Origin of the sequence: Aeromonas sp. HMWF017, from assembly GCF_003061465.1 — a bacterium.
In the GTDB taxonomy this organism is placed as follows: domain Bacteria; phylum Pseudomonadota; class Gammaproteobacteria; order Enterobacterales; family Aeromonadaceae; genus Aeromonas; species Aeromonas veronii.
This window is the reverse complement of the sequence record NZ_QAJD01000136.1, coordinates 25,398-48,500: the sequence shown is the minus strand read 5'-3', so window position 1 is coordinate 48,500 and position 23,103 is coordinate 25,398. Positions and strand designations below refer to the sequence as shown.

General features: G+C 58.2%; 18 protein-coding genes. 7 read left to right on the top strand and 11 right to left on the bottom strand.

Annotated features, from left to right (window positions below; genetic code table 11):
- Window positions 1–115 precede the first annotated feature (115 nt).
- Window positions 116–2,149, top strand: coding sequence for a methionine--tRNA ligase (gene metG, locus DBR30_RS13760; protein ID WP_041202234.1), 2,034 nt, complete (start codon window positions 116–118; stop codon window positions 2,147–2,149).
- A 138-nt stretch (window positions 2,150–2,287) separates the two neighbouring features.
- On the opposite strand, the gene DBR30_RS13755 is transcribed toward metG, so the two are convergent.
- Together DBR30_RS13755 and DBR30_RS13750 are read right to left on the bottom strand one after the other, a co-directional pair.
- The gene (locus tag DBR30_RS13755; RefSeq protein WP_108542101.1) at window positions 2,288–3,154 is read right to left on the bottom strand and encodes a CHAD domain-containing protein; all 867 of its coding nucleotides are present in this window, start codon (window positions 3,152–3,154) and stop codon (window positions 2,288–2,290) included.
- A gap of 15 nt (window positions 3,155–3,169) precedes the next feature.
- Window positions 3,170–3,442: an acylphosphatase gene (locus DBR30_RS13750; protein WP_005345583.1), complete on the bottom strand. Its 273-nt coding sequence runs from the start codon at window positions 3,440–3,442 to the stop codon at window positions 3,170–3,172.
- An 82-nt stretch (window positions 3,443–3,524) separates the two neighbouring features.
- Between DBR30_RS13750 and DBR30_RS13745 the strand changes: the two genes are divergently transcribed.
- Window positions 3,525–4,955 carry a methyl-accepting chemotaxis protein gene (locus tag DBR30_RS13745; RefSeq protein ID WP_108588388.1) on the top strand — a complete coding sequence of 477 codons (1,431 nt, stop codon included), beginning with the start codon at window positions 3,525–3,527 and terminating at the stop codon, window positions 4,953–4,955.
- Window positions 4,956–5,084: 129 nt separating this feature from the next.
- Here the strand turns inward: DBR30_RS13745 and DBR30_RS22780 are convergent, their stop codons facing one another.
- Window positions 5,085–6,653: a flagellin N-terminal helical domain-containing protein gene (locus tag DBR30_RS22780; protein ID WP_181363579.1), complete on the bottom strand. Its 1,569-nt coding sequence runs from the start codon at window positions 6,651–6,653 to the stop codon at window positions 5,085–5,087.
- Between the two features lie 293 nt (window positions 6,654–6,946).
- On the opposite strand from DBR30_RS22780, the gene DBR30_RS13735 reads away from it, so the two are divergent.
- On the top strand, window positions 6,947–8,140 hold the full coding sequence (locus DBR30_RS13735) for a class I SAM-dependent methyltransferase (RefSeq protein ID WP_181363578.1): 1,194 nt from the start codon (window positions 6,947–6,949) through the stop codon (window positions 8,138–8,140).
- A 344-nt stretch (window positions 8,141–8,484) separates the two neighbouring features.
- A complete protein-coding gene (locus DBR30_RS13730) occupies window positions 8,485–9,669 on the top strand; it encodes an acyltransferase family protein (protein WP_108541590.1) in 1,185 nt (394 codons plus the stop codon).
- Between the two features lie 34 nt (window positions 9,670–9,703).
- On the opposite strand, the gene DBR30_RS13725 is transcribed toward DBR30_RS13730, so the two are convergent.
- Window positions 9,704–10,132, bottom strand: a complete 429-nt coding sequence (locus DBR30_RS13725) for a GNAT family N-acetyltransferase (protein ID WP_108541589.1) — start codon at window positions 10,130–10,132, stop codon at window positions 9,704–9,706.
- Window positions 10,133–10,537: 405 nt separating this feature from the next.
- Here DBR30_RS13725 and selD point away from each other — a divergent pair, with 405 nt between their 5' ends.
- Genes selD through DBR30_RS13710 form a run of 3 tightly spaced genes read left to right on the top strand, consistent with a single transcriptional unit; the run spans window position 10,538 to window position 13,349 of the window.
- A complete protein-coding gene (selD, locus tag DBR30_RS13720; RefSeq protein ID WP_108541588.1) occupies window positions 10,538–11,575 on the top strand; it encodes a selenide, water dikinase SelD in 1,038 nt (345 codons plus the stop codon).
- A complete protein-coding gene (gene mnmH / locus DBR30_RS13715; RefSeq protein WP_108541587.1) occupies window positions 11,572–12,711 on the top strand; it encodes a tRNA 2-selenouridine(34) synthase MnmH in 1,140 nt (379 codons plus the stop codon). Before selD ends, mnmH begins: the two co-directional genes overlap by 4 nt.
- Complete coding sequence (locus tag DBR30_RS13710; RefSeq protein ID WP_108541586.1) at window positions 12,705–13,349, top strand: MBL fold metallo-hydrolase; 645 nt, start codon at window positions 12,705–12,707, stop codon at window positions 13,347–13,349. Before mnmH ends, DBR30_RS13710 begins: the two co-directional genes overlap by 7 nt.
- A gap of 81 nt (window positions 13,350–13,430) precedes the next feature.
- Here the strand turns inward: DBR30_RS13710 and dsr1 are convergent, their stop codons facing one another.
- The 7 genes from dsr1 to DBR30_RS22205 all read right to left on the bottom strand — a co-directional run.
- Window positions 13,431–17,240 (bottom strand): anti-phage defense-associated sirtuin Dsr1, encoded by a 3,810-nt coding sequence (gene dsr1 / locus DBR30_RS13705; protein WP_181363577.1) that lies wholly within the window; start codon window positions 17,238–17,240, stop codon window positions 13,431–13,433.
- Window positions 17,241–17,392: 152 nt separating this feature from the next.
- Window positions 17,393–18,505 carry a ribonuclease D gene (gene rnd, locus DBR30_RS13700; RefSeq protein ID WP_108542260.1) on the bottom strand — a complete coding sequence of 371 codons (1,113 nt, stop codon included), beginning with the start codon at window positions 18,503–18,505 and terminating at the stop codon, window positions 17,393–17,395.
- A gap of 108 nt (window positions 18,506–18,613) precedes the next feature.
- Window positions 18,614–20,290: a long-chain-fatty-acid--CoA ligase FadD gene (fadD, locus tag DBR30_RS13695; protein WP_085942148.1), complete on the bottom strand. Its 1,677-nt coding sequence runs from the start codon at window positions 20,288–20,290 to the stop codon at window positions 18,614–18,616.
- A 198-nt stretch (window positions 20,291–20,488) separates the two neighbouring features.
- A complete protein-coding gene (locus DBR30_RS13690) occupies window positions 20,489–21,367 on the bottom strand; it encodes an alpha/beta fold hydrolase (RefSeq protein WP_108542261.1) in 879 nt (292 codons plus the stop codon).
- Between the two features lie 8 nt (window positions 21,368–21,375).
- Window positions 21,376–21,891, bottom strand: coding sequence for a Slp family lipoprotein (locus DBR30_RS13685; RefSeq protein WP_108542262.1), 516 nt, complete (start codon window positions 21,889–21,891; stop codon window positions 21,376–21,378).
- Window positions 21,892–22,009: 118 nt separating this feature from the next.
- Window positions 22,010–22,711: a tRNA (adenosine(37)-N6)-threonylcarbamoyltransferase complex dimerization subunit type 1 TsaB gene (gene tsaB / locus DBR30_RS13680; protein ID WP_181363576.1), complete on the bottom strand. Its 702-nt coding sequence runs from the start codon at window positions 22,709–22,711 to the stop codon at window positions 22,010–22,012.
- Between the two features lie 90 nt (window positions 22,712–22,801).
- The coding region (locus DBR30_RS22205; RefSeq protein WP_308813274.1) for a helicase C-terminal domain-containing protein at window positions 22,802–23,103 on the bottom strand (302 nt) is incomplete at its 5' end.

Below are 23,103 nucleotides of genomic sequence, written 5' to 3'. Positions count from 1 at the left end.
TCGTAACAGCAGGTGCTGCCAAGGTTGGCACAGCCACAACCCTAGGCAGGCTACCCCCAATTCGGGTAACATGCACGGCACTCTATCATCCCAACAAGCACATCAAGAACGTAATATGGCAACTGATCCTCGTAAAATGCTGGTAACCTGCGCCCTCCCCTATGCCAATGGCTCCATCCATCTTGGCCACATGCTGGAACATATCCAGGCCGATATCTGGGTTCGTTATCAGCGAATGCGCGGTCATCAGGTGCACTTCATCTGTGCCGATGATGCCCACGGCACCCCGATCATGCTCAAGGCACAGCAGATGGGGATCACCCCGGAAGAGATGATTGCCGCTGTCTCCAAGGAGCACCAGGCTGATTTCGCCGGGTTCAACATCAGCTTTGACAACTATCACTCCACCCACAGCGACGAAAACCGCGAGCTGGCGGAGCTGATATATGGCCGCCTGAAAAATGGTGGCTTTATCAAGAGCCGCACCATCTCCCAGCTGTTCGATCCGGAAAAATCCATGTTCCTGCCGGACCGTTTCGTCAAGGGAACCTGCCCCAAGTGCAAGTCTCCGGAGCAGTATGGCGACAACTGCGACAGCTGCGGCGCCACCTACAGCCCGACTGAGCTGATAGATCCGAAATCTGCCGTCTCCGGCGCGACTCCGGTAATGAAGGACTCCGAGCACTTCTTCTTCGACCTGCCCCAGTTTGAAAAATGGCTCTCTGAGTGGGTGCGTGGCTCCGGCGCCATTCAGGAAGAGATGGCCAACAAGATGCAGGAGTGGTTCGAGAGCGGCCTGCAGCAGTGGGACATCACCCGTGACGCCCCCTACTTCGGTTTCGAAATTCCCGGCGCGCCGGGCAAGTACTTCTACGTCTGGCTGGATGCGCCCATCGGTTACATGGCCTCTTTCAAGAACCTGTGCAACAAGCGTGGCGACATCGACTTTGACAGCTACTGGAAAGCGGACTCCGATGCAGAGCTCTACCACTTCATCGGCAAGGACATCGCCTACTTCCACTGCCTGTTCTGGCCGTCCATGCTGGAAGGAGCCAACTTCCGCAAACCGACCAAGGTCAACGTACACGGCTATGTGACCGTCAACGGCGCCAAGATGTCCAAATCCAAGGGCACCTTTATCAAGGCATCCACCTACCTGAACCACCTGGATCCGGAGTGCCTGCGTTACTACTACGCTGCCAAGCTCAACAGCCGCATCGATGATCTGGACCTAAACCTCGAAGATTTCGTGCAGCGGGTCAACGCTGACGTGGTCAACAAGCTGGTCAACCTCGCCTCCCGCAACGCCGGCTTTATTGCCAAGCGCTTTGGCGGCAAGCTGGCAGCAACCTGCGCCGAGCCCGAGCTCTACGCCGAATTCGCCAATGCCCGTACCGCCATTGCCGAAGCCTATGAGAGCCGCGAGTTCAGCCGCGCCATCCGCGAGATCATGGCGCTGGCCGACAAGGCCAACCGCTATGTGGACGACAAGGCTCCTTGGGTTATCGCCAAGCAGGAAGGGGCAGATGCCGAGCTGCAAGCTGTCTGCTCTGTCGGCATCAACCTGTTCCGCGTGCTGATGGCCTACCTCAAGCCCGTCATGCCGCTGCTGGCCGAGCGTGCCGAAGCCTTCCTGGCCGAAACCCTCAGCTGGGATGGCATCGAGATGCCGCTGGTCGATCACACCGTTGCACCGTTCAAGGCCCTATTCTCCCGCATCGAGCCTGCGAAGATTGAAGCCATGATCGAGGCATCCAAGGAAGACCTGGCCAAAGAGCAGGCACCGAAAGTGAGCGGCCCGCTGGCTGATGACCCCATCAGCGAAACCATCACCTATGACGACTTCGCCAAGATTGACCTGCGCGTAGCGCTGATCAAGAAGGCCGAAGCGGTACCGGAAGCCGAGAAGCTGCTCAAGCTGCAACTGGATATCGGCGGCGAGACCCGTCAGGTGTTTGCCGGTATCAAGTCCGCCTACAACCCGGAAGATCTGGAAGGCAAGCTGACCGTGATGGTGGCCAACCTGGCCCCGCGCAAAATGCGTTTCGGCATGTCCGAAGGCATGGTGCTGGCCGCAGGCCCGGGCGGCAAGGATCTCTGGATCCTGGAGCCGCAGGAAGGCGCCCAGCCTGGTATGCGCGTCAAGTAAGCGTATCGCTGACTGCGACCACAGCCAGATAGAAGAAGAGAGGCCAAACGGCCTCTCTTTTTATGTCTCGCATTTGTAGCTTGGAGAATTTTTGTAGATGCTGGTCGTGGATAGCTGCCGCAGATTGCGGCCTCGGGGCTATCCACCACCGGGATTCGCGGGCGATACATTTTGTTCTGAATACCTGACTACCCGACTTGCCATGTCATCCACGTTGTGGCCTGCCTGCATCGCCAGTTTGAGCGCCACTAGCTCCGCCTGCTGGCAGTCCAGTTGACACAAACGGGCGGTGATCTTCCCCTTCAACTGCTGCCGCAGTTTCGTCTGCTTGCGGGTGTTCCCCTGCTCTGCTCTCAACCTCCGCCGCCATTGACGCCAATCCTGCAACTGGCCGAGTCGCTCCTGCCAGTGAGTCAGGGTGCTCAACCACCCCGGATCTCCACTCCCCCGATCCAGCAACAATTCCACGCCATAACGGGCCTGCTTGATCTCGAGGCGCAGCCGATGCCAGCGGCGCAACTGTTGCTGACGGGAGCTGGCAGATTTCCCAACGCAGGGAATAGGTTCATCGAGTGCGCTCTGCGCCTCATCAAGGCGCAGGGCCAGATGCTGCTGATAGAGCGATGCCAATGCCCGCGCATCCGGCACCTGCGCCACCGCTGCAAGCCAGCGGGCCAGTCGCCGCGACAACAGGGGCACGCGACAGGCCGATTTGTGGGTATTACCAGTGCTGGCAGGCGGCTTGCCAAAACGCTCGGCGTAGACCTGCGCATCCCGCAGCGCCGAGAGCCGCCCGACCGAGCGCAGCAGACGCCGCTCCAGCTCGGGATGATAGGTAAGTGGTCGCCACAGGGCGAGCAGCGCCAGCAAGCGGCGCGCCGCGATACGGTAGCCATGCACGGCCGGTTCGCTGGCCTCTTCGCGCACCGCTCGCGCCGCCTCCTGATAACGGGCGACCCAGCTTGTTGCCTGAGTCAGCAACAGACCTTCCTTGTCAGCGTCCATCTCGTCTCCGCCCCTTCAGTTGGTGTGAAAGCCCTGACCGGTGGGCGGCAGCGCCTCTTCATACTCCATCCGGGTCACTCTGGCGGTGCGCGGGCCATGCTCCAACCAGCCCAGCATCATCTGTACCCCCTGCGCGGGGCCGCTGATGAGGATCTCCACCGAGCCATCCTCCAGGTTGTAGGCATGGCCCCGCAAACCCAGTTGCAGCGCCCGCTCGCGGGTGAAATAGCGAAATCCCACCCCCTGCACCTGCCCCCACACCCGAATGACAAACGATTGCTCTCCCATTTCTCACACCTTCTGCTTAAGAAAAAAATTCCCGAGACGATAATGTGCCCGACACTCTATCTCTGCAGGATGCAGCTCCATTATGAAAGAAGTTAAATTCCGGTGGGTTGACCGCTATCTCATTCACCTCACCATCAGTGAAAAATTCCATATCGCGTTCTGGTTACCTCTCTTCATCATCACCTTTCTCAGCTGGTATATGCTGGCGGCCAGCCATCAGCAGGAGATCTCCCTGCGGGTAGCGCAGTTGCAGCAACGGGTTGAGACCACGGCGCAGCTGGTCAGCCAGCAGCCCACTCTGGTGTTGCCTGCTGATCTGCGTCTGACCCGGCAAGGCAGCAGCGGGTTGCAGCAACAAGGAGAGCACTACCTCTTTAGCGCGCCAGCGGGTCAGGCAGGCTACGTCACCGGTGATCTCGATACCGGCAACCTCTCCATGTGGGAGGGTCAGGGCTCGACCCTGCTCCTGATCGGCGCGCTGGCCGCCCTGATGGCACTGGTGATCCACTACATGATGACCTTTGTCTCCGGAGCGCTTTACTCCACCAACAAGGCGCTGCAAACCGTGGCGGATGGGGATCTCACCTTCCGCCTCAACTTCTTTCCGGTGCGGGACGAGTTCTCCACCCTGGCGGGCAGCATCGACCGCTTTACCGACCGCCAGCACCAGATCGTCAAACTGGTGGAGGAGTCTGCCGAAGCGCTGACCATGGCCGCCGACGAGTTTCGTGACCATGCCCGCGAAGGCGAGACCATGGCGCGTTCACAGCGCCAGCACATGGATTCACTGGCCACCGCCATGGAGCAGATGTCAGCCGCCATTCGCGAAGTAGCGCGCAATGCCAACGACACCCTGCAACAAACCCGCCAGTCGAGCGAAGAGGCGGCCAATGGCGCCAACCGGGTAGCCCGCACCATAGAGGCGATCCGCACCCTGGCCGACGAGATTGGCAACGCCTCCGGCGCGGTCGAGCGGCTCACCCACAACGCCAACCGGATCAACGAGGTGGTCAACGTCATCAACGCCATCTCCCAGCAGACCAACTTGTTGGCCCTCAACGCCGCCATCGAAGCGGCCCGTGCCGGTGAGCAGGGTCGCGGCTTTGCGGTGGTGGCAGATGAAGTGCGTACTCTCGCCAGCCGTACCCAGCAGGCGACGGTGGAGATCCAGCAGATGATCGAAGAGCTGCAGACCGGTACCGGCGCGCTGAACGAGATCATGGAGAAAACCGTGGGGCGCGCCGCCAACAGCCAGCAGCTCATCAGCGAAGTGGGGCTCGATATCGAAAAGCTGAGCAACCACAGCGATGCGGTGCTAGAGATGAGCACCCAGATCGCCACCTCCAGCGAGGAGCAGAGCTCGGTCGCCGCCGAGATCACCCACAATCTGGATCAGGTACGCCATGAAGCGGCGCAGGTGGAAGAGTCCGCCAGCGCCTCGGTAGCCGGTACGCAGGGGCTTAAAGCCACCGCCAGCGAACTGGCCCAGGCACTCAAGGGGATCACTCTCTGACGCTGCCGAATAGCATCCGGCAACAAGAAGCAATAAGAAAAGAGGCCACCCATTGGGTGGCCTCTTTGTCTTTATGGATAGTGACCATGAATGATAGCGACCAATTGCTATGCCGGCTGGCAGTCCCGCTCAGGATTGCAGCAAACTCAGGGCCGCATTGGGGCGACTGTTTGCCTGACTCAAAATCGAAGCACTCGCCTGCTGCAAGATTTGGGTGCTGACCAAGCGCGCCGATTCCACAGCCATGTCGGCATCCCGGATCCTTGAGCGGGCAGCGCTGAGGTTCTCATTGGCATTGGCCAGATTGCGTACCCGTGAATCCAGCGCGTTGGCTTGGGCACCGAGCCGAGCGCGCTGAACACCCAGCTGTTTCATACCCACATCCAGAGTTTTGATGGCCCTGCTGGCGTTGTCTTCACTAAGAACATCAATATTATCAACGGTATATTTCTTCTTGTCCTCTTGATAAAAGCCAAGCGCATGCAAGCTGGATCCCTGCATATCAATATTGGAATACTTGTCGCCTGATGAGCGCAGCTCCATCTGACCGATATACGTCGTCGATGTAACATCGGGTAACAGAGAGCTCAGAGAGGAACTACTGATCACCGGAGGCGCCGGTGGTACTGGTTGCGGAGGGGGGGTTGTGCCATTGGCCAGCGCAAGGCTGTTGCCCTGAGCGCTATGCATGGTCAATGAATTGCTGGCGGGATTGCTGTTGTTGGAGGCACTCACATAAAAACCCAGACCTGCCGATTGCGCAGTACTGTTGATGCGTTGAACCACGGTTGCCATGATGGCTCTATTTTTTGCTGTCGGATTGACCGGATCCCATCCGGTCATATCAATGCCTGTGGTCAAATCCACAGAGTGACCCGCCACATCGATATAGGAGGGTAATGCGGATAAATCGACCGCGGAGGCGACAGAAAATGGCAGTTGTTGCGCTTGTACCGGCCCCTGATTATTGGGAAAGGTGGTGCCATTAATATCTGCCACGAACGCTTCCAGGGTTGAATAGTCCTTGTCAAAAGTGACGCCATTAAGGGTGATAGGCTGAGATGAAAGCTTGAGATCAGCAATGTCATACGCCCCTGGCTTGCTTCCTGCCGGACTGCGCGCTTGCCACTCCATCTCCCCCAGATTTTTGGTCTGGGCATTGAGATCGGTAATGACAGTATTCTGTCCTGCATAGGCACCGACCAAGAAGATACCTTCGTAACTCCCCGCCAGCAGGTCCTGTCCGGCAAACCGGGTACCTGTGGCAATCCGGTCCATCTCCAACTGCAGTTGCTTGAACTCAGCATTCAGGGCTACGCGATCCTCTGCCGTATTGGCACCGCTTCCCGACTGCAGTGCCAGGGTGCGCATCCGCTGCATCAGGTTCACCGACTCATCAAGCGCCCCATCGGCGACGTTGATCACCGAGATCCCATCATTGGCGTTGCGAATAGCGGTGTTGGTCCCGTTCACTTCACTGGTGAGGCGATTACTGATCTGCAAGCCTGCTGCATCATCAGCGGCACTGTTGATGCGCAAGCCGGATGAGAGTCGTCGATATACCGAATCCAGCGTGTTGGATGATTGACCAAGATGGCGAGAAGCATTGAGGGCAGAAATATTGGTAGCGATGGAGAGGAACATGGACAGCTCGATACAGGAAAGATTCAAAATGGTCTCCCCCACTATCGACATCATCAAATGACTCTTTAGCGAAAATCACTATAAAGTAAGGTTAAAACGCTTTATTGACTACATTGCGCACACATAGCGACCATCACTGAACAAAAAACAAGCACAACCAACTGTGGCATATAAGATAAACAGCGTGAAGCGCCAACATTGATATTCTGCAAATCTTGCATATGCAACACTCGGGCGTTGTCCAGATGTACAATTCGTCACTCTGCCATATACCAGCAAAGGCTGGCTTAGCCGCACTATTGCACATAGAATGTGGCCCCTTTTCTTTCTACCATCGGCAAACATCCATGAGCGCTTCCATCTATCTCGTCAAAGGCCGCGAAAAATCCCTGCTGCGTCGCCACCCCTGGATCTTCTCCAAGGGGATTGAGCGGGTTCAGGGCAACCCCATTGACGGCGATACCGTCGAGATCTATGCCAACGATGGCAAGTGGCTCGCCCGTGGCGCCTGGTCAGGAAGCTCCCAGATCCGTGCCCGGGTCTGGACCTTCGACAAGGATGAAACCGTCGATCTCGACTTCTTTATCCGTCGTCTCAAATATGCGCAGGAGTCTCGCGATCCGCTGATCAAGCGTCAGGGCCTCACTGGTTATCGCCTGTGCGCCGCCGAATCCGACGGCCTGCCGGGTCTGACCATCGACCGTTATGCCGATTTTCTGGTGTGCCAGATCCTCTCTGCCGGCGCTGAGTTCCAGCGTGAGCTGATAACGCAAGCGCTGCGTACCCTCTACCCCGAGTGCAGCATCTATGAGCGCTCCGACGTGGGAGTGCGCAAGAAGGAAGGGCTGAAAGAGCGCACCGGCGTCATCTATGGCGAGACCCCGAACGAACCGGTGGTCATCGAGGAGAATGGCGGCGTCAAGATCCTGGTGGATATTCGCAACGGCCACAAAACCGGTTTCTATCTGGATCAGCGTGACAACCGCCAGGCTGCCGCCAAGTACACCGAAGGCAAGCGGGTGCTCAACTGCTTCTGCTACACCGGTGGGTTTGGCGTCTATGCCCTCAAGGGCGGCGCCAAAGAGGTGGTCAACGTCGATCTCTCCCAGAATGCGCTGGATATCGCCCGCCAGAATGCCGAGCTGAACGGGCTGGATACCAGCAACACCCAATTCGTCCGTCACGACGTGTTCAAGCTGCTGCGTGAATATCGCGAGAAGGGCGAGAAGTTCGACGTCATCGTGCTGGATCCGCCCAAGTTCGCCGAGAGCAAGGCGCAGCTGTTGGGTGCCTGCCGCGGCTACAAGGACATCAACATGCTGGCGTTCCAGCTGCTGGCGCCGGGTGGCGTGCTGTTGACCTACTCCTGCTCCGGCCTGATGGAGCAGAGCCTGTTCCAGAAGATCGTTGCCGATGCGGCGCTCGATGCCGGTCGCGATGCCCAGATCCTGGAGCTGCTCTCCCAGGCCTCCGATCACCCCATCGGTACCGCCTATCCGGAAGGCTTCTACCTCAAGGGTCTGGTGGTACGCGCCCGCTGATCGGCAACCAACCTCCCCTTGTGATCAATCAGGCCCCTTGCGGGCCTGATTGTTTTGCTTTACGCCTATAGACCTGCACCTTGCTCCGTTGACCACCCTCTCTGCTTTATTGATGTTCTCTCTCCTCCTCTTTCCCTGCCTGCGTCCCACGTCTTTATCTGTTTAAATTTTTTTGCACAATAACTGCGCATTTATGATTTGAATCACACCCGTATGACTCTCTTTTCCGTAGTGTGATCCCGCCTGCGGCAGCCGAGCCGGGGCAACCGTCCCGTCAGGATTGATGGGCGGCACAACAACAAAATAGATGTCAGGCCAAGCTGAACATCACAAGGGATCCCGTTATGAATCAATCATTGCCGCTGTTAACGCCACTGCGGGGCATCGCTGCCCTGATGGTGGTGCTGTTCCATGCCCGCTTGCTGCTCTTTCCCCAATGGATGGAGTCGATCGCAGGCCACACCCAACTCATCGAGAATGGCTACCTCTGGGTCGACCTGTTCTTTATTTTGAGCGGCGTGGTGCTGGCCCATGTCTATGGGGAGGCCTTCACCCGCACACCCCGCACCGTGAGCTATGGCCGTTTTCTCTGGCTGCGGCTGACCCGCGTCTACCCCCTCTACCTGGTGACCCTGCTGTTGCTGGTTGGCTGGGAGCTTTACAAGGCGCAGCACGGGGTAGGCTTCTACGCTGGCCCCCTGTTCAAAATGTGGGAGTGGGAAGGGATGCCCCCCTTCGGCTCCCCCTTCACCCCGGCCGAGGCGCTGCCGAGCGCCTTCCTGCTGCTGCAGGTGGTGACCGATCACGGACTGACCTGGAACTTCGCCGCCTGGTCGCTCAGCGTGGAGTGGATCAGCTACCTGCTGTTCCCGCTGCTTATTCCCCTCGCAGTCACCCGCAGTCGCTGGAGCCATCTCGCCCTCCTGATGGCGCTGACGGTGCTGGCCTTTATCGTACACAGTCGCGGCACGCTGGATGTCACCAGCGGGGCACTGGCGGTGGGACGCGGGGTAAGTGAATTTGTGCTCGGCCTCTGGCTGCTGCCAAGGGTCAAGGCTGCGAAAGGCATGCCCATGATGAAGCGTGATCTGCCGCTGCTGATCGCCTTTGTGCTGCCCTTCGCGCTGATGCAGTTCACCATGACGCCGCAGCTGACACTGCTGCTGATCGGCTCCTACGTGCTGCTGATCTGGATTTCAGCCGTTCAGGGGGAGCGCCGGAGTCCGCTGCTGCGCCTTTTGGATAACCGCTTCACCAACTGGCTGGGGGATCTCTCCTACTCCATCTACCTGCTCCATGCGCTGGTACTGCTCACTGGCTGCGAGCTCATCCACTATCTGGCGCCGGGGCTCACCGAGTGGTGGTATGGCCAGACCAACCCGCTGTTGGGGGTAGTGGCAACCTTGCTGATGCTGGCAGTGCTGATCGGCCTCTCGGCGTTGAGCTACAACCTGCTGGAGCGACCACTACAACGGCGCCTGCGCCGCTGGGGCAAGTCACGGCAACCGGCGCTGGGGCAAGCCGGATAAGCTAATCTCGCCCTGTCTGGATGAGTTGACATTTTTATGCCAACTCATCCAGTACCAGTTCATCCAGATTGCTCATCACCCAGGCGCTCGGGTGCTGGCTAAATCCGAGCTTGGGGTAGTACGCCACCGCCTGCGGTGCGGCCAGCAGGATCAGCTTGCAGCCCGGCTGCAATTGCAAAAACGTCTCGCGAATAAGGGCTTTGCCAATCCCCTGCCCCTGCACCGACTCGGCCACCGCCAGATCCGAGAGATAGCAACAAAAATGAAAATCTGTCACCGAGCGGGCCACCCCGACCAGGGTCTCGCCCTGCCAGGCGGTGATCAGCAAATTGGCGTGCTCCAGCATGCCCTTCAGGGTAGCTGGATGCTCCAGCGGCCGTCTCGCCCCCAGCGAGGTCTGCGCCAACAACGCCGCAAACTGCGCCGTGGTGATGGGGTGGTTAACCAAAAATGTGGTGGTCACTAAGATCTCCTGTTGTAGATCGGCAGTTGCGTGCTGTTGGTCTCTTTGACGTTCTCTTTGCAGCATCTGTACTGTAATCATTCAGCCAGCGCCGGATCCAGACCGCTGACAGGCAAGTACGGGCAATTCCCTGCTGTTTATGTGAATTCCTGTTCGAACCCCAAGGGGCAAATGTGGCATAATGCCCCGTCCTGTGGCCCTTGGCGGGGCTGCGCTGGCGCACCTTGTCGCCCTTTTCTTCCCCGTCCGGCCTGGCGGTTCTTCATAACTGCCAGTCATCGCTGCCCCTGTCGGCACCGAGGCCACCCATATTTGCGGCTTCTTGTCATTCTCTCTACAAGGCCGCCCATTGACCAAGACGGCTCCACAGAGCCTCTGCTCTGTTTGCAAATAAAAGGGGTAAGTATGTCTTCCATTCGTCTGACCCAATACAGCCACGGCGCTGGCTGCGGCTGTAAAATCTCTCCCAAGGTACTCGACACCATCCTCAAGAGCCAGATCCCGGGCTTCAACGACCCGACCCTGATCGTTGGCAACAGCAGCAAAGATGACGCGGCCGTGGTCGATATCGGCAACGGTCAGGGCATTGTCTCCACCACCGACTTCTTCATGCCCATCGTCGATGACCCCTTCACCTTTGGCCGCATCGCCGCCACTAACGCCATCAGCGATATCTATGCCATGGGCGGCAAGCCCATCGTCGCCATCGCCATCCTCGGCTGGCCCATCAATACCCTGCCCGCCGAAGTGGCCCAGCAGGTGATCGACGGCGGCCGTCAGGTGTGCCACGAAGCGGGTATTTCGCTGGCCGGTGGCCACAGCATCGATGCCCCCGAGCCCATCTTCGGCCTCGCGGTAACCGGTATCGTGCCTCTGAATGCCATCAAGCAGAACGACACCGCCAAGGTGGGTGACACCCTTTATCTGACCAAGCCCCTCGGTATCGGCATCCTCACTACCGCCCAGAAGAAGGGCAAGCTCAAGCCCGAGCATGAGCAACTGGCCCCCAACGCCATGTGCACCCTCAACAAGATTGGCCAGCGCTTTGCCGAGCTGCCGGGTGTCCACGCCATGACCGACGTCACCGGCTTTGGTCTGGCGGGCCATCTGCTGGAGATGTGTGAAGGCTCTGGCGTCAGCGCCCGCCTCGACTTCAAGGCGCTGCCGCTGCTTGATGAGGTGGATTACTACCTCGCCGAGGGCTGCGTCCCGGGCGGTACCCTGCGCAATCACGACTCCTACGGCCACAAGCTCGATGCCATGGACGATCGCACCCGCAACATCATGTGCGACCCGCAAACCAGTGGCGGCCTGCTGGTCGCCGTGGGGAAAGAGAGCGAAGCCAAGCTGCTCGCCATCGCGCGCGAAGCTGGCCTTGCACTCTCACCCATCGGCCAGATCAAGCCCCTTGAGGGTTCCCGCTTTATCGAGATTGTCCAATGAGTGAATTGCCACTGGCCACGGACTACGCCCAACTCTTTTTGGACGATGTGCCGTTGATTGATGTGCGCGCCCCCATCGAGTTCAAGGAGGGGGCCTTCCCCTGCTCGACCAATCTGCCCTTGATGACAGACGATGAGCGCGCCCAGGTGGGGACCTGCTTCAAGAAGCAGGGTCAGACCGCCGCCATTGAGCTTGGACACAAGCTGGTGGGGGGAGCAGTACGTGCCGAGCGACTCGAAGGCTGGCTGGCGCAGTTGCGCCAGCAGCCCGATGCCGTGCTCTACTGCTTTCGCGGCGGCCTGCGCTCGCAAACCGTACAACAGTGGCTGGCTGATGCGGGGGTGACTCGCCCCCGCGTCGCCGGTGGCTACAAGGAGCTGCGCCGTTTTCTGATCGACACCCAGGACAAGGCCTCTGCCGAGTGTTACTGGAGCGTGCTGACCGGCATGACCGGCTCCGGCAAGACCCATATGCTCGATCAGGTGACCCAGGCGGTGGATTTGGAGGGGCACGCCCATCACAGGGGCTCGTCGTTTGGTCAGCTGCCCGGCGGCCAGCCCAGCAATATCAACTTTGAAAACAACCTCGCCATCGAACTGCTCAAGCGCCGCCATCGCGGCGAGCAGACCTTCGTGGTCGAGGACGAGAGCCGCCTGATCGGCCGCTGCTGCCTGCCCCTCTCCCTCCATGAGGCCATGAGTCAGGCACCGCTGGTGGTGGTGGATGTTCCGCAAATCGATCGGGCCGAGCAGATCCGCGAAGATTACGTGCACGATCTCTGGCTGCGCTATCAAGCCATGTATGGCCAGGAAGCCGGTTGGCCACTGTTTGCCGCCTACCTCACCGATGCGCTGGCCCGCCTCAAGCGCCGCCTCGGCGATCAGGCCCACCGCGAGCTGGATGCCCTGATGCAGACCGCCCTCACCGAGCAGGAAAAGAGCGGCGATACCGCGCTGCATCTGGCCTGGATCACGTTGCTGCTAACCCGCTACTACGACCCCATGTATCTCTATCAGCTTGGCAACAAGCAGGAGCGCATCGTGTTTCGCGGTGACAAGCAGGCCTGCCTCGACTATTTCGCCGAGCAGCATGCCAGCGCGCTGCTGACCCATCCCAAGAGAGGAACTCTATGTTGAAATTCGAGGTGATCCCGGTCACCCAGTTCGCCCAGAACTGCTCCCTCATCTGGTGTGACGAGACCCATCAGGCGGCCCTGATCGATCCGGGCGGCGAAGCGGACAAACTGCTGGCCGCCATCGCCAAGCGCGGCCTGACCCTGACCCACATCCTGCTGACCCACGGTCATCTGGATCATGTGGGTGCCGCCGCCGAGCTGCGGGAAAAAACCGGCGTCGCCATTACCGGCCCCCACAAGGAGGACGCCTTCTGGCTCGACATGCTGCCCCAGCAGAGCCAGATGTTCGGCTTCGCCCATGCCCCCGCCTTCACGCCGGATCGCTGGCTTGAGCAGGGTGACAAGGTGCAGCTTGGCCAGTGCGAGCTGGATGTCTACTTCTGCCCCGGCCACACCCCGGGCCATATCGTGCTGCTCTCCCAGGCCGAGCAGCTCGCCTGGGTCGGCGATGTGCTGTTTGCCGGCAGCATCGGCCGTACCGACTTCCCCCGAGGCGATCACGCGGCCCTGATTAAGTCGATCACCGAGACCCTGCTGCCGCTGGGTGACGAGATCGTCTTTATCCCGGGCCACGGCCCCAGCTCTACCTTCGGCCGCGAGAAGGTGAGCAACCCCTATCTGACCCAGCCTATCTGGTGATCAAAAAAGGCAGCGGTATTAGCCGCTGCCTTTTTGTTGTTCCATACCATCATCCGCCTAATACGCCCAAAAAACACAACATCACGCGTGGGCCATACGCTGATAGGCTTGCAACTCTTGATAGCCCCGATCTGTTGTCAGTTCGCGGTTGGCTGTCACGATCGCCTGCAAGCAGGCATCCAAGTGATGAGGCAACCAACGTTGCCCAGGTGCAATAACTTTAACCAACAATCGCAGTGCTGATTCAGGCTGTTGCTGGCACAATCCTGAATGATATAGCGCACTCACCACCCGATCAGGTGAATGCAGCGGCAATAACCAATCCTGCACCTTCGCCAGCACAGCTGTAAACTCCCCTCCCGCCGCAATAGCCATACGGCTCAGTTCTAGCGCCACCTCTGGCGTCGCCCCGGTTTTATCTTTAGGCCATATATGCTGCCAAAAGGGCAGCCCATAACGCTGCCAATAGATCTCTCGCTGCTCCCCTGCGCTATCAATGGCTAGGTAAAGCTTCTGTGCCACTAGGTGTAATTCTTCAGGTGGCAGCTGCGCGATCGCCGCTCGCATCTCTGCCTCTTGGTACCCTTCCGGTCTATCTAATGCGACATCGGTTAGGCAAGCCGCATATTGCAGGCGGCAAGCGCCAAGTTTGTAATAGTGAGTGGCACCCGCCAGAAACGGCGCTTTAATAGCAATCAGTAACGAAGGATGCAAACGTGGGGAGTGCAGAAAACCTTGCCACAATGCGCCCGCTTCTGGGGATCGTTCCCAATCAAACAGCGGCAATAGCCAGTGCTCAGTCCAAGAACGATCGATATGAAACAAGGTGGCCAAATAAGCGCCGAGTATCACTCGGCCATGGCGAAATGGCCCAGAGGTGGACTCGCATATCTCGGTGAACAGGGACCGAATATCACTGGGCAGCAGCCCATCATCTGCTGGCTGTCGCCTCAGCCACACGTGGTACACGCACTCTGTGATGCGTCCAATCGGTTCATCGATCGCCTCGCTCAGCGCATCATCATGCTCCCCAACATCTGGGCTAAACTCCTTCACCTGGCTCGACTGCGGACCAAGGCGAATGATCCGCGCGCAAAGGGTTAGCAAAATCGCTTCGTGAGGACGACTCTTCTTGGTTGCTTTCACAACGAAAAATATCCAGTGACTCAGAGCCTCAATGATCTCTTTCACGACATCATCGGGCATCTGTCTAATCAGTCGGGCCACATATCGCCAAGAGCGGGTAGCCATTGCACGTTCATGCCAACTCGCCAATGCTTGCGACCAACGCTCCGTTGGCCATTGCCCCTCTCTGGCAAGTGCCAATAACGCGCAAAAACTCAACGAGAACCGCTGGCGGCAGAGTTCGCGCCAATTATCACCATGGCTCTGATACGCATCATGTTTAGACGTGGGCTGTTGCAGCCATGACATCAGTTGACGACGTCGATTGGGCGCTTGTTCGCTATGTCTGCCATACAACCTGTCAGAAACTGGAACGTTATTTAGCCAGTGAGGGAACTCTTCATATTGATTATCCGCACATCGCCATGTGGGATGTTGCGCAGCTAACTCATTCAAGCGAGCTTGCGCCGCCAGACCCAAAACAAGTCCTGCGTGGTGTAACTTGGCTAAACGCAACCACCTTGCCTCTGACTCATTATCTGGCCCATTTGGCTGTGTGGATAGATCTGCGGGACCAGCCAATATCGCCGACTCCAACCTTGCTTGCGCGTCGGCATAATCTGCCAGCCTCACCCCCTGTTTTGCCAGCAGCCGACATACTTCACGCCTTAGCTCCTCTGACCATAACCAGCGCCCATTATCTGCCAACAACCACCCGACCCAAACTGTGGGCACAATCGTGCCCTCGTGGCTGGCGGCAAATAACGCAAGGCGTTTGAACACAGGATAAGGCATCGCAAACCACGCTTGCGCAATACCAGCTGCCCGCAAAGAATCTGCGGTTAGAACACCTAACCATGCGTCCCGTAGCAGTTCGATGAGGGTCGCCCACTCGTACAGCCCGTGATTTTGCGGATGCGCAGCAATGGAGGGCAGCGCAAACTCGGAACGAGCATAGTATTCATCAGCCTCCCCGATTTCATGCAACAAATCCAAGGCATCCTGCAACAACCCTTGAAACTCATCGAGCAGCTGCGGCAGCGCCGCTACCCAGCGCTCATTGGCAACATGGTGTAAGAGCGAACTAACCTGCTCGGTCGCCAGCGCCAACTCGCTATTAAGGAATCGCTTTAAGCGCTTTGGCATGTCAGCATGCTCACGCTGATCCATAAAGGTTGGGGGTTGCCTCACCATCAGCGTGGGCGCCAACAGTTGGCGCAGCCTCAAACGCTGGGTGGCCGTCGGTGGCTCAAAGGTCAATTGATCAATCCAGTGGGTCAAGGTGCGTTCTACCACTGGTGATACTGAAGAGGATGTTAACCGCCCTGCGAGCAACAACTGCCACAAAGTACGCATCATGGGCCGTGGGATAGCCTTGGGGGAATCTTTGCGAATGAGCGCTAACGCCGACTTGCTCCCCTCTCGATCCAACCTAGCCAAGTAATCTAACTGCCACTCAATCTGCTGCTGCCACGTGCCATGGAGCGGCCCCCCTTGCTCGATAATCCACAGCAATAAGTCGGGATCATCGAGATAGCGAACTAGCCAGCTTGCCAACTGGAACATCAGCTTATCCCACTGTCCTTGATCGTGATGGCTGCATGCTAACTGCATCTTGGCAGCAAGCTGATAGGGCGCTGGGCGGCTAAGCAGGCTAAAGGGCGCGATATGATTTGTCATTTGATGGGGCGTGGCCTGCCCCCCGAAGCGGGAAAGATCTGCATGGCCAAAACAGGGCTCAGCCAAAGCGGGTAGCCATGCCAATGAAGGTGCTGGCGTAAACTCAGCAAAGCGTTTGGCCGGTAATCCCGAGGGGTCAGATAACGCCCAGCGCATTCGCCCGGCAAAGTCGTTCTGTGGCGAGCTGTCGTTGGGCTGCTGATCGGCATAACGAGCAACGATCTGTTCCTTGCCCATAACCCCATCGCTATATATTGATGCCCATTCATGCAAAGTCTGATGCAAATTGTGATGATCTTTTGCATCGTTATACATAATGGGAACGACGTGTTTTTCTTGCCATTTTTGCTTCGTGCTCTCCAATTCACCGTCTTTATAAGATGCAAAAGCAAAAACCTGCTGCTTACCATCCAATGCATGGGCCGCCGTCATATATCTCAGTACAGGGTCGTCAATGCTGTAACCCACAAAACAGAGTGTGTAATCTCTGAATAGGCCAGCGACAAACCGAGCGGCCCAACCTTCAGTAAGATATGCCTGTCCAAAATCGCCATCAGACAAAATCAGTTGATCCAAGTCCTCTTCACTTGGGTGATCGGGCATGCGGCCATGTAGATGTACGATCCCACTCCAACGGGATCGGGAGGGTGGGGCCTGATGAATGGTTATCGGGGATTTCCCCGCCTTTTCAAACAAGGTATCGAAGTTAGTGGTAACGAGTTTCAGGTTATCTTTTTTATCCTTGCCAAGAGTCAGCAAAGCAAGATGAGTAGTGAGAGCTCGTGGCTTTGATAAATCAGCAGTTAGGCAGGATGGTAAACCACGACGTACCGCAGCTCTCCCGCCTTGAATGCGCTTCTCAAAATGTCCGATTGCGCGATCAAGCCCGCCCTGTTTGACCATGTCTTGCTCAGACTTATCTAATGGCTCACCTGCATGCTTTGACATCCTAATAACGAGCTCACTGAATCCAGGCAAATCCGCTGGATAGGAAATGCCCGCCCCACAAAAAAACAACACACGTCCCTCTTCATGGGCATGCAGCAGCTCGTTAGGGATATCTGGGCCATTGGGGATAAATTGCATTTTCCTGTTTCCTATCCAGTAGATACGGTGGCTTGACTGGAATATGGTACCGCAACTCCCCCCGCGATCGGCGAGCCCATTCCTACCTTTCGCCCAATAAAAATCCCCACCCAAGGGTGAGGATTGCTTCATAGGTGCAACAATCTGGTGGCTTATTGTGCCAGCAGGTGACCGACCAGCTCATGACGCCACCCTTGCAGCAGCATCGGCTTGTCGCTGCGGGCCCGCTCTTCGTCGTTCATCCGCCAGCTCCAGGTGAAGTACTGGTGAATGATCTTCTTGCTGGCAATCAGCTCGGGCGGAATATTGCTCGCCTTGGCCTTCTCTTCCACCATGGCCTTGATGCGCTTGAGCTCGGCCTTGTACTGGGGAAAGTCCACCAGCCGGCGAATGGGCTCGGGCCAGCTATCCGGCTCGCTCTGCTGCGCCTTGGCGACGATATCGAGCATCCGCTTGCCGTGGATCTTGATCTCGATGGGCGATAGGCCGAGCTCGTTGAGATCCCGCAGGGAGGCTGGACGACGCTCCGCCACCTTGAACAGGTGCAACTCTTTGACCACGAAGTTCAGAGCCAAATCGCGGCGCACCGCCTCTTGCTGGCGCCAGGCGGCCAGCTCGCGCAGAATGGCGAGCTCGCGGCGACCCAGTTGCCAGGCGTTGACGATGTCAAGATATGCCTGACGGGGATCGCTACCCTGGGTCTTGCGGGCGGAGTGGTTCTGACACTCCTGCTCGAACCAGGCAAACTTGCCGCTTTCCCGCAGTTTGGCCATCACTTTCTCGTAGAGCGGCATCAGGTAGAAGACATCCGCCGCCGCGTATTCGAGCTGACGTGGCGTAAGCGGGCGGGCCAGCCAATCGGTGCGCGCCTGATCTTTTTCCAGCTCGACCCCGAGGAATTCATTCACCAGCGCGCCAAAGCCAACCGAAACGCCGTAACCGAGAAAGGCGGTAGCCAACTGGGTGTCGTGCATCTGGTTGGGCAGGTGGCCCGCCTGATGCTGGATAAGCTCCAGATCTTCGCCAGAGGCGTGCAGGATGGCGATCTGCCCTTCCCTGCCCAGTCGCAGCCAGAGGGCGGAGAGATCCAGCGTCAGCGGATCCAGCAGAGCCAGATGCTCGCCGTCATAGATCTGGAACAGGCCAAGCTGGGGGTAGTAGGTACGGGTGCGAACGAATTCAGTATCGATAGCCAGGGGAACGTCGGCCAGAGAAGCGAGATACTGCTCAAGTTCGTCTTGCTGAGTGATAAGTTGATAGTGCATCTGTGCCTGCGCGGTTGATCAGGGCCAAAAAGAAAAAACCGTGGGATGACCCACGGTTTTGCATAACGACGGTGCTGGTTTGCAGAGGCTTCTGCAGCCACAGTCCGGTTATTGCTTGGCAATCTCCTCGTCGCGCAGTACGCGGCGCAGGATCTTGCCCACATTGGTCTTGGGAAGTTCGTCACGAAATTCTACCAGTTTCGGCACCTTATAGGCAGTCAGATGTTTGCGGCAGTGGGCAATAATCTCGTCCTCCTGCAATTTTGCATCTTTCTTGACCACAAAGATCTTCACCAGCTCGCCGGAAACCTTGTGCGGCACACCGACAGCGGCCACTTCCAGCACTTTCGGGTGCAGGGCAACGACATCTTCGATCTCGTTCGGATAGACGTTGAAACCGGAGACCAGGATCATGTCCTTCTTGCGGTCAACGATCTTGAAGAAGCCCTGCTCGTCGCACACGGCGATATCACCGGTACAGAGCCAGCCATCCTGCATCACTTCGGCGGTCGCCTCGGGACGCTGCCAGTAGCCCACCATCACCTGCGGGCCGCGCACCTGCATTTCGCCCGGGGTGCCGAGGGCGTGGATCACCTGACCGTTGTCATCCACCAAGCGGATCTCGGTAGAGCAGACCGGCAGACCGATGGAACCGTTGTAATCGGTCAGATCGTAGGGGCAGACGCTCACCAGTGGTGAGCACTCGGTCAGGCCATAGCCTTCCAGCAGCGGGGTGTCGGTCAGTGTCTTCCACTTCTCCGCGACCGCGCGCTGCACCGCCATGCCGCCGCCGATGGTGAGCTTGAGCTTGTCAAAGGCGATCCCCTGAAACTCTTCATTGTTGACCAGCGCATTGAACAGGGTGTTGACCCCGGTAATGCAGGTAAAGGGGTACTTCTTGATCTCTTTTACAAAACCCGGGATGTCGCGCGGGTTACTGATCAGCAGGTTGTAACCGCCGATACGCATAAAGAGCAGGCAGTTCACGGTCAGGGCGAAGACGTGATAGAGCGGCAATGCGGTGACCACGAACTCCTTGCCGCGTTCCAGCATGGGGCCATAGACGCCGAGGCATTGCTCGACGTTGGCAATCATGTTGCGATGGGTCAGCATGGCCCCTTTGGAGAGGCCGGTGGTGCCACCGGTGTACTGCAGGAAGGCGAGATCGTCGTTGGTGATCTCCGGCTTGATGTACTGCAGGAAACGCCCCTTGGAGAGGGCCTGACGCATGGTGGTAGCGTGGGGCAGATTGTATTTCGGCACCAGCTTCTTGACGTACTTGACCACGAAGTTGACCAGGGTGCCCTTGGCCAGCCCCAGGTTGTCCCCCATCCGGGTCAGGATAACGTGCTTGATCGGGGTGTCATAGACCACCTTTTCCAGGGTATGGGCGAAGTTGGAGACGATGACGATGGCCTTGGCACCGGAGTCTTTGAGCTGGTGCTCCAGCTCACGCGGGGTATAGAGCGGGTTGACGTTGACCACTATCATGCCGGCGCGCAGGATGCCGAACACGGCGATGGGGTATTGCAGCAGGTTAGGCATCATCACCGCAACCCGATCCCCTTTCTCCAGCTTCAGCTCGTTTTGCAGGTAGGCAGCAAAGGCGCGGGACTGCTCTTCCAGCCGGCGGTAGGTGATGGTTTGGCCCATGTTGACGAAGGCGGGCTGATCGGCAAACTGGGTCACCGAGGATTCGAACATCTCGACCAGGGAGCTGTATTGGTCTGGATTGATCTCGGCGGGGACCCCTTCCGGATAACGTTTCAGCCAGACTTTTTCCACAAACTTCTCCTGCATAACTAGCACCTGTGCGCTCACTGTGTTGCCTCCGTCCCGGTTCACATCCATTTTAATCGGTTGTTTTAAGCTGATGCTCTAATGCCGCACATATTTACACAGCGCAACATCAATTAACAGCAAATTAACAACAGAAAAATGTGAGGGAGAAAACAAACCTGGAATTATTGAAAGCTGGCGATTCTACCGAACTTGACAAAACTTTACGATACAAACGGCCGTATCAACCGAATTTTCCATATGAAAATGGTGGTTTCCACCCAATATGACCCGTTCGATCTGCTGGAAGGCATCCTGACGGGCCTGCCATTGGGCTTCAAGCGCAGCAAAGCCCTGCTCCCCCTGAATCAACAGCACCGGACAGCGGATAGCCGCCATCAGTGCCCGGGCCTGTCCCTCGCTCATTCTAAGGGGCGAAAGATCCCGCAAACGGGGGTCACTGCGCCAGTACCAGCGCCCTGCCCTCATCTCAAGCTGCCGTTCACAGATAAGACGCGCCGCCTGCGGCGTGATATCCGCCACTTTGCAACGGGCGGCTACGGCTTCATCGATGGAAGCAAAGCCGTTGGCACTGCGCTCCCGGGTGCGGCTGCGGTTTAAAATTGCACGTCGCAGCTGGGCAGGTACCTCCTCATCGGGCTGGCTCAGCGGCCCCAGCCCCTCCAGCATGATCAACCGCTCCACCTGTTCGGGGAACACCCCGGCATAGGCGGAGGCGATCAACGCCCCGAGGGAGTGACCGAGCAGAGTGAAGCGCGACCACCCTGCCGCCTGCACGATCTGGTAGAGATCGTCCAGCCAGTCGACAAAGACATAGGGGGTGGTTTTGTGATCGGAGTGACCGTGTCCCGGCAGATCAATACAGATGAGATGAAAATCCCCCAGATGCGGCGCCAGCGGCAAGAAGCTGGCGCTATTGTCGAGCCAGCCATGCAGGGCAATCAGCAGGGGTTTGCCCTGCTGAGCCTGATCCGCGAGTTGATTCTCAAGCAGGGCCACCTGCCGACCATCTGCCAAGGTGAGCAGACGTTCGTGCAGAGTGCTTTTGATGCTGTTGATCATGGCAAGCCTTAGCGACGCAGCGGCCGTCTCGGCCAGAAGGGATCATAGAAGGGGTCGTAGAAGTAGGGGTCCATATAGCGCACCTCCACCTCCTTGACTGGCGGCCACAGCTTGCTGCCCGTCACATTGAGCACCGAGAAGCGGTACTTATGCTCGCCAATCTGGCTATCCACCGGTTGGCCTATGGTGCCAAGCACTGTCAGGCTGCGCCCCTTGGCGTAGAGGGTCGGATCGACAAAACCCTTCATGATGGCCAGAAAACGGCCCGGGCTCTGCTCGGTCTGCTCCGGCACGCCGTTGGATTTAAGCGGCAGATAGACTACTTCAATAACGCTCTGATCCGCCTTGTTGTGCACCGCCGAGATAACGCCGCTCCAGCGCGCCGGTTTGCCCTCCATTCCGCCAAGGGCGGGTTGATAGGCCACCAGCTGGTTTTCTGGCTCATAGGCCAGCTCCCTGGGGACCGAGCTGCAGGCCCCGAGCAGCAGAGCCAGCGCCCCGACCACCATCCCGCGTTTCATCATGTCGCTTCTGCTATTACGCATCATGTCACTCTCCTGTTGCCTGCGTGGCCCGTCGGGCCACCCGCTTTTATTGCAGCTGATGAGCGGCAAGAGCGACATGACGTCAGTGCTCCTGCCCTTATTCGCGACCCGGCAGTTTTTTCCAGGTCACCTTGTCACGCAAATAGACTGGCGTCGCCTGCTCCACAGGCACCGCCTCCCCCGCCAGCCAGGCAGCGCGGGCCAGCGGCAGCATGTCCTCTGCCGCCGGGAAGCGCACCTGACTCACCGCCAGCTCATCGGCCAGACCACTCAGGGTCTCGCCATAGGTTTCAAAACCGGTGCCGACGCAGGTCACAGGGCCCGCCAGCTTGCCACGGACGTCAACCAGTGCCGCGGGCTCGCTCACCACCTCGTCCCCCACCAGCTGCATGCGGCCATCAATCAGCTCATAGCGGCCGAAATAGACCTCGTTCATCCGCGCATCGATGGCGGTCAGCACCTGCTGGGCGCCATCCAGTCGATAGGCGCATTGCGCCATGGCGGCCAGGGTCGAGATGCCAATCAGCGGCACCCCCGCACCAAACGCCAGACCTTGCGCCACACTGATGCCGATCCGCACGCCGGTAAAGGAGCCCGGACCACGGCCGAACGCGATGGCATCGAGGTCACTCAAACTTATCCCGGCATCCTCTAACACAGCCTGAACCATGGGCAGGATTTTTCGGGTGTGATCCCGTGGCGCCTCCTCCCAGCGGGAGAACAGCTTGTCACCCACCAGCAAGGCGGCGGAACAGGCTTCGGTGGCGGTATCTACGGCCAGGATCTTCAACTCATTCATGCTTTCCAATCTCTATAAAATCAGTCAATTACATAACCGGCAAGCGAGATATGCTCACCCGTTGTTCAAATCTGTTATCTGGCGGCACACTTATTCACCGCGTTCAGTTCGATCGAAAAAACTCCCCAGCGTTCCCAACTCCCGGGTGCGAGGGATGGCGGGCAGACTCTTGATAAAGGTGGCACCGTAAGGTTTGTTGACCATGCGTGGATCACAGATCACCAGCACCCCGTGATCACTGCGATCACGAATAAGCCGCCCCACCCCCTGCTTAAGGGCAATCACCGCCTTGGGCAACTGCAACTCGGCGAAGGGATCACCCCCCTTAAGCTTGCAATCATCCACCCGCGCCTTGAGCAGCGGATCATCCGGGCTGGCAAACGGCAGTTTGT